Source organism: Gordonia sp. VNK1, from assembly GCF_040049135.1.
GTDB classification, from domain to species: Bacteria; Actinomycetota; Actinomycetes; order Mycobacteriales; family Mycobacteriaceae; genus Gordonia; species Gordonia oleivorans.
In genome coordinates, this window is the sequence record NZ_JBDZDJ010000003.1 from 239,785 (window position 1) to 252,511 (window position 12,727).

10 protein-coding genes are annotated in these 12,727 nt (G+C 67.3%); 1 reads left to right on the forward strand and 9 read right to left on the reverse strand.

Annotation, left to right across the window (positions count from 1 at the left end; translation table 11 throughout):
• Positions 1–4 precede the first annotated feature (4 nt).
• From smc to ABLE94_RS05035, 7 genes are all read right to left on the reverse strand, one after another.
• A complete protein-coding gene (gene smc, locus ABLE94_RS05005) occupies positions 5–3,670 on the reverse strand; it encodes a chromosome segregation protein SMC (protein WP_348808175.1) in 3,666 nt (1,221 codons plus the stop codon).
• 114 nt (positions 3,671–3,784) lie between these two features.
• Positions 3,785–4,081 carry an acylphosphatase gene (locus ABLE94_RS05010; protein ID WP_348803385.1) on the reverse strand — a complete coding sequence of 99 codons (297 nt, stop codon included), beginning with the start codon at positions 4,079–4,081 and terminating at the stop codon, positions 3,785–3,787.
• 7 nt (positions 4,082–4,088) lie between these two features.
• Positions 4,089–4,565, reverse strand: coding sequence for an OsmC family protein (locus ABLE94_RS05015; protein WP_348803384.1), 477 nt, complete (start codon positions 4,563–4,565; stop codon positions 4,089–4,091).
• Positions 4,566–4,681: 116 nt separating this feature from the next.
• The gene (gene mutM / locus ABLE94_RS05020) at positions 4,682–5,557 is read right to left on the reverse strand and encodes a bifunctional DNA-formamidopyrimidine glycosylase/DNA-(apurinic or apyrimidinic site) lyase (RefSeq protein WP_348803383.1); all 876 of its coding nucleotides are present in this window, start codon (positions 5,555–5,557) and stop codon (positions 4,682–4,684) included.
• Positions 5,558–5,572: 15 nt separating this feature from the next.
• Positions 5,573–6,304 carry a ribonuclease III gene (gene rnc / locus ABLE94_RS05025; RefSeq protein WP_348808176.1) on the reverse strand — a complete coding sequence of 244 codons (732 nt, stop codon included), beginning with the start codon at positions 6,302–6,304 and terminating at the stop codon, positions 5,573–5,575.
• Positions 6,301–6,951: a YceD family protein gene (locus ABLE94_RS05030; protein ID WP_348808177.1), complete on the reverse strand. Its 651-nt coding sequence runs from the start codon at positions 6,949–6,951 to the stop codon at positions 6,301–6,303. The genes rnc and ABLE94_RS05030 overlap by 4 nt, the downstream gene beginning before the upstream one ends.
• A gap of 87 nt (positions 6,952–7,038) precedes the next feature.
• Positions 7,039–7,854: a DivIVA domain-containing protein gene (locus ABLE94_RS05035; protein ID WP_348808178.1), complete on the reverse strand. Its 816-nt coding sequence runs from the start codon at positions 7,852–7,854 to the stop codon at positions 7,039–7,041.
• A 595-nt stretch (positions 7,855–8,449) separates the two neighbouring features.
• Between ABLE94_RS05035 and ABLE94_RS05040 the strand changes: the two genes are divergently transcribed.
• Positions 8,450–10,627, forward strand: coding sequence for an HNH endonuclease signature motif containing protein (locus ABLE94_RS05040; protein ID WP_348808179.1), 2,178 nt, complete (start codon positions 8,450–8,452; stop codon positions 10,625–10,627).
• 89 nt (positions 10,628–10,716) lie between these two features.
• On the opposite strand, the gene ABLE94_RS05045 is transcribed toward ABLE94_RS05040, so the two are convergent.
• Positions 10,717–11,436 carry a GNAT family N-acetyltransferase gene (locus ABLE94_RS05045; RefSeq protein ID WP_348808180.1) on the reverse strand — a complete coding sequence of 240 codons (720 nt, stop codon included), beginning with the start codon at positions 11,434–11,436 and terminating at the stop codon, positions 10,717–10,719.
• A 160-nt stretch (positions 11,437–11,596) separates the two neighbouring features.
• A complete protein-coding gene (locus ABLE94_RS05050; protein WP_348803378.1) occupies positions 11,597–12,604 on the reverse strand; it encodes an ABC transporter substrate-binding protein in 1,008 nt (335 codons plus the stop codon).
• Between the last annotated feature and the right edge of the window lie 123 nt (positions 12,605–12,727).

A 12,727-nucleotide genomic window follows, 5' to 3' on the forward strand; every position in this document is an offset into this window, starting at 1 on the left:
TTCTCTACGCGCTCGTTGGGTCCTGCTGATCCGACCCGGTTGCCGGGTCGGACGCGGCGGGGTCGGACGCGGCTGGGTCGGATGTCGCGGCGACGGGGATCTCCACCCCGCGCAGCCGCTGCGAGATCACCGTGGTGATCCCGTCACCGCGCATGCTCACGCCGTACAGCGCGTCGGCGACCTGCATGGTCGGTTTCTGATGGGTGATGACGATCAGCTGCGAGCGTTCCCGCAACTGTTCGAACAGGCTGATGAGTCGTCGCAGGTTGGTGTCGTCGAGTGCGGCCTCGACCTCGTCCATGACGTAGAACGGCGACGGCCGGGCGCGGAAGATCGCCACCAGCATCGCGACGGCGGTCAACGACTTCTCACCGCCGGACAGCAGCGAGAGCCGCTTGACCTTCTTGCCGGGCGGCCTCGCCTCCACCTCGACGCCGGTGGTCAGCATGTCACCGGGCTCGGTCAGCACCAGACGTCCCTCGCCGCCGGGAAACAGTGTCGAGAAGACCTGCGCGAACTCGCGTTCGACGTCGGCGTAGGCGTCGGTGAAGACCTGCAGGATGCGGGCGTCGACCTCCTCGACCACCGACAGCAGGTCCTTGCGGGCGGCCTTGACGTCCTCGAGTTGGGCGGAGAGAAAGTTGTAACGCTCCTCCAGCGCCGCAAACTCTTCCAGCGCAAGCGGATTCACCTTGCCGAGGGTGTTCAGATCCTTCTGCGCCTTCTTCGCCCGCGACTCCTGGGTGGCACGGTCGTACGGCATCGGGGCCGGGGCCACCACCTGATCACCACGGGCCTTGGCAGCCTCGTACTCACTCATCTCCAACGCCGACGGCGGCATCGGCACGTCGGGGCCGTATTCGGCAACGAGATCGTCCGGTGTCATCGCGAACGACTCCATCACCTGTTCTTCGAGCTGTTCGATGCGCAGCGATGCCTGGGCGCGGGCGACCTCGTCACGATGTACCGCGTCCTTGAGGGTGCTCAGTCGCTGCGACAGCAGATTCGCACGGCTCTTGAGCTCATCCAGCGCCACCGTTCGGGTGGCCCGGACCTGTTCGAGTTCGTCGCGACCGGCCTGGGCGTCGGCGACGGCACCCACGAGTCGGGTGGAAACCTCGGCGGCCGCGGCGGCAACGGCCGCGGCGACGGTGGCCGCCTGACGGCGCGCCTCGTTCTGCCGTCGGGCCCGTTCACGGGCGTCGCGTTCCCGCGCGGCCGCGCGACGCAGCGATTCCGCGCGCCCCCGCACCGAGGCCAACCGTTCCTCGGCGGTGCGCAGCCCCAGACGCGCCTCCATCTCGGCGGCGCGGGCCACCGCGACCGCCTCGGCGGCCGCCGAACGGTCAGGCGACTCGATGTCGGCGGGTTCGTCGGAACCCTCGTCGCGGGCCAGGGCCAGACGCTGTTCGAGTTCGTGCAGGGAGGTCAGGGTTTCGGCACGACCGGTCTCGACGAAGGTGCGTTGCCGGGTGAGGCGATCGGCGTCGGCCTCCGCGGCGCGGATCTCCTGCCCCAATCGCGCCAGGTGCTCATACGCGCCGCCGACCGCGCTGTCGGACTCGTGCAACGCGGCCAGGGCTTCCTCGGCCGCCTCCCGACGCTGCTGTTGTTCGGTGAGCGCACCCTGCAGGGCGGCACCGATCTCCTCGACGCGGCGTCGGGCCGTCGCCAACTGGGCGGTGGCGGCGTCGATCGCCGAGGTCACCTCCAGGGTCGACGGGCGATGCGAGGAACCACCCTCCAGCGACGCGCGGGTGATGCGATCACCCTCGCGGCTGACCGCGCGCACGCCGAGCGCCGTCGCCACATCGACGCCCCGGGCGGTCGTGTCCACCACGACGGTGTCGGCGAGCAGGTGATCGACCGCGCCCCGGATCGCGTCGTCGCAGGTCACCACGGACGCCGCCCACACCACCCCGTCGGGAAGAGAGTCGGTGCGGGGCGCCGCGGCTTCGGCGAGACCGCCGACGATCAGCGACGCCCGTCCCCCGTCGCCGCCCTTGAGCGCGTCGAGGGCTCGAAGCGCCGCCAGCGAGTCGACCGTCGCGATGGCATCGGCAGCCGAGCCGAGGGCTGCGGCGATGGCCGTTTCCCATCCGGAGGTGACCGTGATCAGCCCCGACATCGGTCCCAGCAGACCGTCGGTGGCGTGCTCGAGCAGCCACGCACCGCCGTCGCCACGTTCCAGTCCCACCGAGAGGGCCTCGATCCGCGCGGTCAGCGACGCGATGCGCTGTTCGGTCGCCCGCTCCTCGGTCTGCAGGGTGGCGACCCGTTCATTGGACAGGTTGAGCGCTGAGACACATCGCTCGTGATGCTCGTCGAGACCCTGTTCGGATGCCTCGAGTTCACCCAACGACTCGGCCACGGCGTCCTGCTGGGTCTGGGCCCGCTGGGCACGCTCGGTGGCCTCGGCGATCGAGGTGGTCATGCGGTCGATCTCGGCGTCGACCGATTCGGCCTTGGTGCGCAGACTCCCGACCTGACCCTCCAGGCGGGCCAGGCCCTCGCGACGATCGGCGACGGCGCGGACCGCGGCCAGGTGGGCGGCCTCGGCGGCACCGGCGGCACGTTCGGCATCGGCCAGGTCGTCGGCCGCTCCCTCGAGGACTTCCGCGGCGCTCTCGACCGCGTAGGTCATCTCGGCCTCGGTCTCGGCGGCCTCATCGGCCTGACGTTCGAGGTCGTCGGGGTCGGGTCCGCCCGTCTCGGCCGCCGGCTCGTCGAGGTAGCGGCTGCGTTCGGCGGCCACCCGGCCGGTCGCGCCCACCCGCTCGGCCAGCGCCGACAACGTGAACCACGCCTGACCGGCGGCTTCGGCGGCGGGCACGACCTGGGCGAGGTGCTCCTCGTGATCGGCGACGTCGGCGCTGACGGTGTCGAGTTCGGCCGACACCTCGTCCTGTTCGCCGCGGATCTGGTCCTCGACGGCGGTGTGTTCGGCCATCTCCTCGCGCCGGCTGACGAGGTCGTCGGCGGCCAGGCGCAGTCGCGCATCACGCAGGTCGGCCTGGATGGTCTGGGCGCGGCGGGCGACCTCGGCCTGCCGACCGAGCGGTTTGAGCTGCCGGCGCAGTTCGGCCGTCAGGTCGGAGAGCCGGTCCAGGTTGGCCTGCATGCCCTGCAGTTTGCGGACGGCCTTCTCTTTGCGTTTTCGATGTTTGAGGACGCCGGCGGCCTCCTCGATGAAGGCGCGACGGTCCTCGGGCCGGGATTCGAGGATCGTCGCGAGACGCCCCTGTCCGACGATGACGTGCATCTCCCGGCCGATACCCGAATCCGACAGCAACTCCTGTACATCCATCAGGCGACACGTACTGCCGTTGATCTCGTATTCGCCGGCACCGTCGCGGAACATCCGCCGGGTGATGGACACCTCGGAGTATTCGATCGGCAGGGCGCCGTCGGAGTTGTCGATGGTCAGGGTCACCTCGGCGCGGCCGAGGGGCGGGCGGCCCGAGGTGCCGGCGAAGATGACATCCTCCATCTTCCCGCCGCGCAGCGCCTTGGCGCCCTGCTCCCCCATCACCCAGGTCAGGGCGTCGACGACGTTCGATTTGCCCGAGCCGTTGGGGCCGACGACGCAGGTGATCCCGGGCTCGAAACGCAGGGTCGTCGCCGACGCGAAGGACTTGAAGCCCTTGAGGGTGAGCGACTTGAGGTGCACGACGGTACAGCCTACCCACCTGGAGATCGTCGGGCGGCCGACACCGCGACGGCGCAGCACTTGTCCACAATCGACCCCGCGTCCACACCCACGGACGGCATCGTCGAGGTGGCCCTACTTCTCGACGAACCCCGTCAGATCCCCGCGCGGCGGATCCAGTCGATCCACCACCAGATCAACCCGCCCGGGGGTCCGGTCCGAGCGCAACGCTTCCACCAGCGCGGACACCGACGAGCGTGGCCCCTCGGCAACCACCAGGACCCGGCCGTCGGGCTGGTTCGCGGCGTAGCCGACGAGGCCCAGCTCCAGGGCACGGGAACGGGTCCACCACCGGAATCCGACGCCCTGCACGTGCCCGTGGACGAACGCGGTCAGGCGGACGGTGGTTGCGGCATCGGACGCGTCGGTCATGACACGCTCATTCCGTGTCGATCCGCAGGTCGACGTCGGTGCCCGCCCGCAGGGTGCGTCCGACGGTGCAGACGGCGTCGATCGCACGCTCGACGACGACGAGAAGCCGTTGTGCCGCTTCGGGTTCCAGCTCCGAGAGGTCCACCTCGAGAACCTCGGAGAGCTTCGGGTACACCTCGTTCTCGCGGTCGGCGGCGCCGCCGACACGGATGGTGGCGTCGTAGTCATCGCCGAGGCGCCGCGACAGTGGGCGATCCGAGGACATGCCGGTGCATGCGGCGAGCGCGATCTTCAGCAACTCACCGGGGGTGAAGACGCCCTCGACATCCTCGGAACCGACGAGCACCTGCGCGCCACGTGAACTGTGCCCGGTGTAGCGACGCGTGCCGGTGCGTTGCACCCACAGTTCGGTGTGCGGCTGCGCCCCTCCGGCGGTGTCGGCGGTGCTCGACCCGGCCTGCGCGTTCTCCTGCTCAACGGTCATCGTGGTGACGGCTCCTTCGTGGCATCTGTCGTGTCGTGTGTGCTCATCATCGTGTGGCTCAACACCGTGTTTGCTCAACACCGTGGCGTTTCCGTGGCTTCCCGCTCGATAACTGTCTACGCCTCGCGCGGCCGTCGCTGGCATTGCGGGCAGGAGAACGAACTGCGGTTCATGAAGTGTTCGCGGCGCATCGTTCGGCCGCATCGTCGGCACGGCTGCCCTTCTCGCCCGTAGGCGTTCAGCGATCGCTCGAAGTAACCGGATTGACCGTTGACGTTGACGTAGAGGGTGTCGAACGACGTCCCACCCACGTCGAGTGCCTCCGACATCACCGCCGTCGCCGCATCGAGGAGTTCCCGTAGCCGTTTCGGGGCGAGGGTGTCGGTCAGTCGGGTGCCGTGCAGCCGGGCTCGCCACAGCGCTTCGTCGGCGTAGATGTTGCCCACCCCGGATATCAGGGACTGATCGAGCAGAGCCCGCTTGATCTCGGTGTGTTTGGCACGCATCGCCGCGACGACGGCCTCGCGGTCGAAGGCGGTCTCGAAGGGATCGGGTGCGATGTGGGCGATCGAGGCGGGCACCTGCCCGGCGCCGCCGAACGGATCGGGGACGTGATCATCGACGTGCCACCCACCGAAGGTGCGCTGATCGACGAATCGCAGTTCGTTGCCGTCGGCGAGCCGGGCCCGAATCCGCAGATGGGTGTGATCGGGCGCGCCCTCACGAGCGATGAGCATCTGGCCACTCATCCCCAGGTGCACCACCAGCGCGGCGTCATCGTCGGCGTCGGCGACGTCGAGCCAGAGGTACTTGCCGCGACGCCGTGCCGCGGTGACCGTCTTGCCGCGCAGACGTGAGCGAAGGTCGGGCGCGCCGCCGGCATGCCGCCGGACGGCCCGTTCGTGCATCACGTCGACATCGGTGATCCGCTGTCCCACAACGTGATCGGCAAGACCGAGGCGAACCGTCTCGACCTCGGGGAGTTCAGGCATCTGTGGGTGCGGGACTCACGAGGCGCCGGCCCGGTCCGACAACGCCTGCCAGGCGAGTGCCGCGGCCTTCTGCTCGGCCTCCTTCTTGGTGCGGCCGGTACCCTCGCCGATGTTCTCGCCGGCCACCACCGCAACGGCGGTGAACTCCTTGTTGTGGTCGGGTCCGGTCGAGGTGATCTGATACTGCGGGGGGCCATAGCCTCGTTCGGCGGTCAGTTCCTGCAGCGACGTCTTCCAGTCCAATCCGGCACCGAGATCGCCTGCGCGATCGATGATCTCGTCGAACAACCCCATGACGACGTTCTGCGAGATCGCCAGGCCGTGTTCGAGATACACGGCGCCGAAAAGGGATTCGAGGCCGTCGGCGAGGATCGAGTCCTTGTCGCGGCCACCGGTCAGTTCTTCACCTCGGCCCAGGAACAGGAAGTGGCCGAGCCCGTCGGGTCCGAGTCCACGTGCGACGTCGGCGAGCGCATGCATGTTGACGACGCTGGCACGAATCTTCGCGAGCTCGCCCTCGGGACGCTCGGGGAATCGCTTGTAGAGACATTCGGTGATCACCACGCCGAGCACCGAATCCCCGAGGAACTCGAGGCGCTCGTTGGTGGGTAGGCCGCCGTGCTCGTAGGCGTAGGAGCGGTGGGTCAGCGCCAGCGTCAGCATCTCATCGGAGATCTCGACGCCGAGCGCGCTCAGCAGCGGATCGAACGAGGGCGGTTGATTACCCCGTCGCTTACCGTCGGTCACTTGTCGCCTCGCACCTCGGTATCGGCGTCACCCTTGCCCAGGTCGTCCGATGACTCGTTCAGGGAGCCGAACTTGTCGGCCAGTCCCGCCCACCGCGGATCGATCACCTCGTGTCCGTGATCGGGTTCGGCGACGGCGAGCCGTATTCCGCAGACGCTGCACAGTCCCTGGCAGTCGTCGCGGCACAGCGGCGACATCGGCAGTTCCAGGGTGACGGCGTCGATGATCGACTGTTCGAGATCGATGCGGTCGTCGACGATCCGGTGCACCTCGTCGGCATCGGTGGTCTGTTCGGTCTCGCTGTCGGGGTAGGCGAACAGTTCGGTGAGGAACACCGTCACGGTGCCGTCGAGCGGTTCCAGACAGCGCGAGCACTGCCCCTCGGTCTCACCGGCGACGGTCCCGGTCACCAGGACGCCCTCACTCACCGATTCCAGGCGCAGATCGAGGTCGACGTCCGAGCCCGTCGGGATGGCGATCATCTCGACGCCAATGCGTTCGGGAGTCGCGACGGTGCGATGCACCTCGGTCATGGTGCCGGGGCGGCGTCCCAGGGAACGGATGTCGAGGACGAAAGGATCCCGAACTGTCCCGTGTGAATCGGCGCCGGGAGTGGATGCATCCGGCGTCACTGCGTTGTCGGCCACACAAAAACCATACGCTCGGGTCAGAAATTCCTCGAATGACCACTGATCCGTGTCGCCCGGACCACCGGCCGGGTCAGACGGCGAGAGTCAGACAGCGAGAGGTGACACCTCGTCGTCGGCGTCGGCGCGACCCCGGCCCCGCGCGACGTCCTGATCGACGCTGCGGGGGTATTCGACGTAGTCGTGCATGCCCGCACCCGTGCGCAATTGATGACGGCCGCGGTTGACCGAACGCAGGGTGTTGGTGAGGACCTCCTCGAACTGCGCGAGCTTCTCGTCGACGTAGACATCGCAGTCGCCACGCAGGCGGTCGACCTCGGCGTGTGCGGCGTCGATGATCCGTTCGGCCTCCGACTTGGCCGCCGCCACGACCTCGGCCTCGGAGACCAGACGCTGCTGTTCGGCGATGCCGTCGGCGACCGACTTGTCGTAGATGTTGTTCGCGGAGTCGATGGTGCGCTGCGCCTCGGCGCGGGCCCGGCCGGTGACGGCCTCGAACTCGCGGGATGCACTGGCCGACATCCGACGCGCCTCTTCGGTGGCCTCGTCGACCAGGGACTTGCCGTGGTTGCTCGCCTCGTCGACCATGCGATCGGCCTGGGCCTTGGCCTCCGACAGGACGCGGTCGGCCTCGGCGCGGGCGTGGGCGAGCACGGCCTCGGATTCCGAGTCGGCCCCGGTGATGACGGTGTCGGCGTGCGAGCGGGCCTCGTTCAGCATCGAGTCCCGGTTGTCGAGCACGTCCTGCGCGTCGTCGAGCTCGCCGGGGATCGAATCCTTGATGTCGTCGAGAAGTTCGAGGACATCACCCCGCGGCACCACGCAGCCCGCCGTCATCGGCACGCTCCGTGCCTCCTCGACAATTGCCATGAGTTCGTCGAGTGCTTCGAATACCCGGTACACAGCCACCCCAATCCGGCTTCTGCCATTGGTCTCTTGGTGAAACGTCTGTGGCCATTGTGCCGAATGAGATGGTTGTGACTCAGGAGGTGAATGGGGTCGGCGTGTCGGGATGGCACATCGACCCGCCATCCGGGGACCGCGCGCGATACCGCCGCCGAGCCAGGTCACCGCACCCGGCAGCCAGCCGAGACCCGCATTCGCCGGGCGGAGCGCCGGCAGCCGCGTTGAGCTCTGTCGAAACGACGTCCGTGTCCGCCGAGCCGAGCTTGTCCGCCGGGCCGAGCTCGTCGAGGTCGAGGTCGAGGTCGAGCCCGCATCCCGCAGGTCGAGCCCGCATCCCGCAGGTCGAGCCCCTCATCCCACCGGCCGAACATCTTTGTCCCGCAAGTCGAGCCGCTAGCCCGCCGGTCGAGCCGGGCGGAGCGCTAGCGGAGCCCGTGTCGAGACCTCGCAAGCCGACTCTGAAAACTCCACCACCCCAACCACATTCACGCATCCACATCCTGTGGATAGAAAACAATTGCGATTGTCGTTGAGATCGGCTATAATAGAACACATACGCCACAACGTCCTTCTCGGGGGAGGTGACATCAGCATGACAGACACAACCGACACTCCCATGTCACGACCACTGCAGCTGATGCACCAACTCTCCGAAATCCTGGACGAGCTGGCGAAGACTCCGATGACCGCCTGCTCCGACCTCGAGGTGGTGGAGGCGGCGAAACTGTCCGAGCAGATCGCCATGCGTACTCACTTCCAAGGCGACCGCGCGATCCTGGAAATCTCTGATCGTGGTGTGCACCGCAAAGTCGGCAAAGTCAGCCTGTCGAATTTCCTGAACTACGATCTGCGGATCGCGCAACCCACCATGCGCATCGCGCATATGAAGGCCACCGCCCGATTCCACGGGCTGACCGGGCAACCCGAGGAACCGAAATACCCCACCCTCTCCAAGGCGTACGAGCAGGGCTTGATCGGTCACACCCACCTGTCCGCGGCGTTGGAAGCCCTGGACAAGATCCCGGGCGCGGTCCCGCACGACAAGAAGGTCGCCGCCGAAGCCACTTTGGGTGAGAAAGCCACCGAACATATTCCGTCGGACATCACCAACATGGGCGCCCGGATCCTGGCGCACCTCGACCCCGACGGACAGTTGGTGGAGGAGAAAGAACGCCAACAGCGCCGCAACCTGTGGATCAACCAGAACCGGGTCGATGGGATGGCGAAACTCAACGGGCACCTGCCCCCGATCACCCGTGCCCTGTGGGACACCATGCTCGACGCCTGGGCCAAGCCCGGAATGAACAGTCTCAGCGATCCGGAATCGCCGACCGGTGCTATTGGTGACGCCGACCCCGACGTCCTCGCGGCCGCGGTCAAGCGTGACGACCGCAGCCAGGCGCAACGCAATCTTGATGCGATGCACATGTTGTTGGTGTCGGCGATGAAAGAAGGCGTCCTCGGCAAAACTCATCGAGGCCTGCCCGTGGCGTTGATCGCGAAAGCGTCCGTGACGGATCTGCTGGCCGGCGCCGGATATGCCACCACCGCTTCAGGTTCCACCATTCCTATTCCGGATTTGCTGACCGCGTTGGGTGAGGTCACCGACCCCACCGATGTGCAGCAGTTCCTGGCGGTGTTCTCCGACGCCATCGACCTGCCCCTGTATCTCGGGCGGTCCCGACGCCTGGCATCCACCGAGCAGCGGATCGCGTCGTTCTCCCGCACCGGCGGTGAAGTGTGCTCGTTCCCCGGCTGCGGACAACCCGCGTCGCGTTCGGAAATGCACCACGCCAAACAGGACTGGGCCAACGGCGGGAAAACCGACATCACCGACCTTGCGCCGGCATGCGGGCCGCACAACCGGATGGTCGGCCCCAACCCCGGGCAGTACACCACCGGCATCTACGAAGACGGCCCCCTCGCCGGACGTTGCTGGTGGCAACTCAACGCCGAACCCGGGATGCCGGCAAACCCGAAGATCGTCAACGATCACCCCGACATCACCGCACTCTACGAGCAGAAACTCGACCAGATCCGCGACCAGATCCACCGCGACCACAACGGCGCGGATACCGGCACCGATAGTGGTTCCGGGGCAACCGAAGCCGCAGACACCGATGCGGTCGACGCCGAAGCGGTCGATGCCGAAACTGCTGACATCGAAGCCGACGCCGAAGCAGAGGTTGAGACCGAGTCGGTCGAAGCCGACGCCGCCGCCGACGTCGATGTACCGGCCGATCCCGACGTTGACAGCGACGACGAGGACACCGCGCCGTCGGCTGTGGATGCCGAAACCTTGTCCGATCGTGGTCTTTTGAAGGATCATCAGGCTCCGACCGCCGACTCCTCGAGCATCGACGATATAGACAGCGTCGACGAGGATGACGATCACGACGGCGACGTCGTCGGACGCCAGCCCGACCCGGTCATCGACGAATACGATTCAGGCGCAGGCCAATCCGACCCTGTCGAGCCCCGACCACCCGACGGGCCCGACGCCATGGGCGACGAGCACTCCGACGAACCTGGTGTCACCAACACCGGGGAGATCGACACCGCTGCGGCGCTGCGTCGTGCTCTGAGTGCCCGTATCCAGGTCGGCGGCACGATTACCGAAGGGCAGGCACGTCAGCACCTCATTCGTATGGGTCGCGTCGAGCCCGAGGTCGAGCGACCCGAGATGGACGCCGCCGGCATGATCCCGCGCGGGAATCGAGCCGAACGTCTCCTGGCCGCCCTGCAACACGCCGGCCTCGACACCTCCTGAACCCACCCCGCGCCCACGGGCCCGAGTGCGTCGCCTCCCGGGACGTGGCAAGCCCCACTTACGGACTCAGCGCTCAGCGTCGGCCGCCATCAGGGGATGCGAATGCCTCCGAACGTCAACGTGCGCCGAAGAACGAAGCCGAGTTCCTCGTACAGGCGGATCGCAGTGACATTGGCAGCCGCGGTGTGCAGGAATGGGATTTCGCCCCGGGCACGGATACCCGCGGCGACCGCGAGGACCAGCCGCGTCCCCAACCCCTGCCCCCGGAACGCCTCATCGGTACAGACGGCACTGATCTCCGTCCACCCCACCGGATGGAGACGTTCCCCGGCCATGGCGACCAGCTCTCCCCCACGCCGGATTCCGAGGTAGGTACCCAGCTCGATGGTCCGCGTCAGAAAGGGCCCCGGACGCGTGCGCCCAACCAACGCCAGCATCTCCGGCACGTCGGCGCGCGTCAACACCACCGCCTCGGCGTCTGCCGCGCCCCACACGTTCGTGCCGACCATCTGCACACCCGGGATATTCATCGACACCGCCCACCCGGGCGGGGGCGAGGGCAGATCGCCGGACACCGGCAGATCCGCGCCCGGCCCATAGAGTTCGGCCGCGTCGGCCCAATCCTGCGGAGTCGGGTCCTCGGGGAAATCGCCGTACACCGACACATCGCGGGGGTAGCGGAGCACCCGTCCGCGGCGCTCCGCGAAGTGCGCATGGGGGCCGGTCAGAGCCGAACGCACGGCGTGATCGAGCACCCCGACATCGGCACTGCCGACGGCCGAAACATCCGCCGCCCGGTCTGTTGTCATGTCCTTGTGTGTGGTCACCTCACCCGACTCCTTTCGCCCCCACCTCTCACGGCTCCGTTGGTCATAGTTGGTCGCCGCCGCAGTCAACTCCATTGTTGCCCCCGCACGGCTGTTACTCCGCGCGGCAGTTCACTCTCCGATGAGTCGTGCACCGAGGTGATCAGGAGTCCGAGCGGGGTAGTCCGGGCGGGTTGATCTGGGAGGCAGGCACTGCCTCGGCCGAGAGATTCCATGCGGCAATCCATTTCGCGTATACACCGGTCTCGATCAAGTGATTGATCGCCGCCGCGATCGGAGCGGCGAGCCCGGACCCCTTCTTGGTCGTGGCGGCGATCATGCCCTGCAGGCTCGCACCGGCACCGGAGTAGGTGCCCGCGATGCGGGTGGCCTTGGGAGTGTTCGCGGTCTGCCGGACGTGGTAAGAGATCGAGGGATTGGGCCCGAGATACGTGTCGATCTTGCCGGACGCCAGGGCGAGATTGGTGGCGTTCGAATCCGGGAAGTGGACGACGGTCAGCGTCTTCCCCTCCGAAGCCAAAGCATCACGCCACGCCAACAGGATGCGCTCCTGATTCGTTCCCGAATTCACCGCGACCGTCTTTCCCGCCAGCGTGTGATAGTCGCCGTCGAAGTTCCACGAACTCGACGCCGGCACTTCGAATGCCAGCTGGTCGCGACGGTACGACGCGAAATCGTACTTGTCCTTGCGTTCCTCGGTCACGGTGATGTTGGAGAATCCGACATCGACTCGCCCACTGTCGATTCCGACGAAGAGGTTCTCCCAGGTCGAGTTCTCGATCACCGGTTTCAGTCCGAACACCGATGCCACCAGCCGGCCCAGATCCGGCTCGGCACCGGTCAACGTGTGTTGGTCGGACCCGACAAAGGCCAACGGCGGGTATCCCGACGGGAGTGCGCCGATCCCGATGGACAATTCACCCGAGTCACGGACCTCCTGAGGAAGCTGACCGCGAATCGAATCCACCTGCGGCACAGACAGAGTGACTTCTTTGGCGGCTCCGTTCGAGACGGCACCGACCACCACCGAGCCGGGTGTGGCGGTGTCGTCGGCGGATGCCCCCGCGCACGCGCTGAGTGCGGTCGCGGCGATCACCCCGCCGACAGCGAGGGCGGCGACGCGCCGGACGAACGATCGATGTCGAGACATGACTACTCCTTCAGTGGGTGGGTGTGGGCGGGAACCGAGTGACTGCGGTGCCGGAACGCCGGCCTGGCCGACGGACTCCCGAGCGGCGATGAATCGTCTCCGGCCACGTGCGCCGGATGGTGT

What these genes read in the sequence shown, in the direction of transcription:
- ABLE94_RS05015 (WP_348803384.1), bottom strand. Translation starts at nt 4,565, where the DNA reads ATGACCGTTGAGCAGGAGAACGCGCAGGCCGGGTCGAGCACCGCCGAC.
- mutM (WP_348803383.1), bottom strand. Translation starts at nt 5,557, where the DNA reads ATGCCTGAACTCCCCGAGGTCGAGACGGTTCGCCTCGGTCTTGCCGAT.
- ABLE94_RS05040 (WP_348808179.1), top strand. Translation starts at nt 8,450, where the DNA reads ATGACAGACACAACCGACACTCCCATGTCACGACCACTGCAGCTGATG.
- ABLE94_RS05045 (WP_348808180.1), bottom strand. Translation starts at nt 11,436, where the DNA reads ATGACAACAGACCGGGCGGCGGATGTTTCGGCCGTCGGCAGTGCCGAT.
- ABLE94_RS05050 (WP_348803378.1), bottom strand. Translation starts at nt 12,604, where the DNA reads ATGTCTCGACATCGATCGTTCGTCCGGCGCGTCGCCGCCCTCGCTGTC.
- ABLE94_RS05010 (WP_348803385.1), bottom strand. Translation starts at nt 4,081, where the DNA reads ATGACCGACGCGTCCGATGCCGCAACCACCGTCCGCCTGACCGCGTTC.